At 67.4% G+C, this 2,570-nt stretch carries 3 protein-coding genes; 2 read left to right on the forward strand and 1 reads right to left on the reverse strand.

Features of this window, described 5'->3' with window-relative positions; genetic code table 11:
* Nucleotides 1-63 precede the first annotated feature (63 nt).
* Nucleotides 64-435 (forward strand): helix-turn-helix transcriptional regulator, encoded by a 372-nt coding sequence (locus ACY45C_RS06370; RefSeq protein ID WP_462186717.1) that lies wholly within the window; start codon nt 64-66, stop codon nt 433-435.
* 344 nt (nt 436-779) lie between these two features.
* The gene (locus ACY45C_RS06375) at nt 780-902 is read left to right on the forward strand and encodes a hypothetical protein (protein WP_462186718.1); all 123 of its coding nucleotides are present in this window, start codon (nt 780-782) and stop codon (nt 900-902) included.
* 88 nt (nt 903-990) lie between these two features.
* On the opposite strand, the gene ACY45C_RS06380 is transcribed toward ACY45C_RS06375, so the two are convergent.
* Nucleotides 991-2,415, reverse strand: a complete 1,425-nt coding sequence (locus ACY45C_RS06380) for a caspase family protein (protein WP_462186719.1) — start codon at nt 2,413-2,415, stop codon at nt 991-993.
* Between the last annotated feature and the right edge of the window lie 155 nt (nt 2,416-2,570).

Genomic DNA, 2,570 nt, shown 5'->3' on the forward strand with positions numbered 1-2,570 from the left:
CCGCGTACTCAGGGGCGGTCGGAACACCGACGGTCTTCTTCGTTGGCTATATGCAGGGCCACTATGGGCGCGCGCCCCCACATCGTGCTCAACCGGCTGGCCCTCGCCGACGTGCTGCGCCGCCTCGACGACCCTGACGCCGCCGTGACCCTCGCAGGCGCGGCCGCGGCCGAGGCTCGCCGGCTGGACATGCCCGGGCCGCTGGCCCGCGCTGACCGGCTGCTCGCCGACTTGGCGGCCGCCCGCCGAGAGACCGACCCGCTCACCCCCCGCGAGCACGAGGTGGCCGCGCTCGTCGTCCAGGCCATGTCCAACCGGGAGATCGCGGCGCGGCTGGTGCTCAGCGAGCGCACCATCGAAAGCCATGTCCGCTCGATCCTCGCCAAACTCGGCTGCACCAACCGGACCGAGTTGGTCGCACGCTGGCGGCCCTGAACACCGGTCCCGCGAAAAGAAAGGCCATGAAGACCGTCCAGCCGAGCCGGCACCCTTCAGCGGTGGACCCCACTGGAAGGTGCCATTGGAAGAAATATTTGATCTTGGTCGAGGCTCCTGAAATCACCGTCCGCCCGATCGCGACAGGGCTGCTTCCGGCAAGTAGGCGTTCTACCACGTTTACGCTCCCCGCTGCTTTCTCGGTAGGTGAGAAGGTGAGAAAGTGAGAAAGAGGTCATTCCTTGGTGTAGACGATTTCGTCCCGGACGGCGATCTCGAGCGACTTGGGAGTCGAAATGAAATAACTTGCGCGTTTCGAACCCTCCACAGGCCTGTGACCTGCGATGATGCTCTCGATCACGTATTTGTTACTTCATTACGTCCCCTTGATGCCGCCCAGTGACTTGAGGCCGCCCGTGGAATCTCGGGTCGCTCTCACTTGGACCGGCAGTCGATCACTCGCATGAGGCAGCTCGAAGGCGAACATCTGCTCGTCACCGAAGGCATCCTGCATAAGGCGCCGAAAGGTCAATTTGAGTGGCACGCCGTCGACGACTACACGATCGGGTTTCCAGAGAGATACGTGGATTTCAACGGCGCGTGGTTCTTCGTCGACAAAGATGCGCATGACATAAATTTTCCCGGAAGGGGACCGCCACATAAGTTCTGCCCGAATGTCACCTTGAGCCCTGCCGGTACCGGATCCCCGCTCGGCGACTCCGTGGGAGGGGGCCCGGCGTGCCTCGTCCGCCGGCTGGGGGCGCGGCGTGCGGGCAGCGCCGTCGAGATGTGTCGTCGCGGCAGGGCCGGGCGGGACTGGCCGGCGGGCCGCGGGCAGGTGTTTCCGGGCGCCGCCGGGCAGCGTCTGGGGCCGCTCGAGCGCGTCCGCCTCGTCCGGGACCGCCCTCTGATCTGGCGCGACCGCCAGCTGCGGGGCACTCGCGGCCGGTCCGGGCGGCGGCTCGACCGCCTGCACGGGGGGGGGGGAAAAAAAAACGGGGGCACCGCGACGGCCGGAGCGATTGCCCCCGTTTCGGGGTCGAGGGACCGCAGCCGCGCGGTCGCCGCATCCGACACCGCTCTGCTGTCGTCGTTGGCGAGACGTACAAACTCGGCGCGGACCTTCCCACGCACCAGCTCGTTCCCGACCCGGTGCAGACGGTCCATTTCGTCGAGAGCGGCGAGGCGGACCGCGGCCAGCGGGCTGTCCACCGAATGCCGTAGGTAGGGAGGCAGCGTCCAGTTGACGTTCCTGGCGACGACGGTCCGCCCCTGGACGTTGTCCTGCTTCTTCGGCCGCTGCTGCGGCATCTCGGCCACGACCCGGTCGTGGACGTAAAGGTAGAGCTCGTCGACCGTGATGTCGCCGTCGCCGTCGAGGTCGGCACTACCGTCGCGCAGGCCTTCGACGAGGTAGCGGGTGAATACCGACCGCGCCGCCTCCCCGTGCGGCTGGTCGCCTTCGAACGCGTACTGCGTGGAGTCCGTGGCGGTCAGCACCGTACGGCCACGGCCGCGGAAACTCTCGAAGGTGTGCACGGCCGTGTCGGCCTTCGCCAGCCGGCCTGCCGGGTAGGCCCCGCTGTAGCAGCAGTCGAGGATCAGCACCTTCTGCTGCGAAAGGCAGCTCTCCATGGCCTCGTTGACGTCCTCTGCGGATAGGCCGGTAAACCACAGACCGTCCCGGCGGGTGTTCGCCATCGCCAGGTACAGCCGGCCGGCGTCGTCCTTCAACCCGTGGCCGGTGAAATACAACAATGTCAGGTCGTCCCGACGCCGGTCCCGGTAGAACTCCCCGACCGCCTGCTCCACCTGGTGGTGCGGCTCGTTGGCCAGAACCGTGACCTCGAACCCGGCGATCCGCGGATCCCCCAAGACGTCGGCAAGGGCCTCGGCGTCGTGCGCCGGGGCAGTCAACCGCCGCAGCCCGGCATCCTGGTACTCGTAGGTGGCGATCAACAGCGCCAGCCGTCGGCCCATCGCCTACCCCGCCGAATGCCGGCGCACAAAGGCGTCGACCAGCGCCCGCTGCTGTTCCGTCGACGCCTGCTCCACCTCGATGGAGTCACCGTCGATGGTCATCGAGACCCGGTGCGCCCGGCGCTGGCGGGCAAGCCAGTCGCGCACCGTATCGA

It is taken from the genome of Frankia sp. CcWB2 (genome assembly GCF_977927585.1).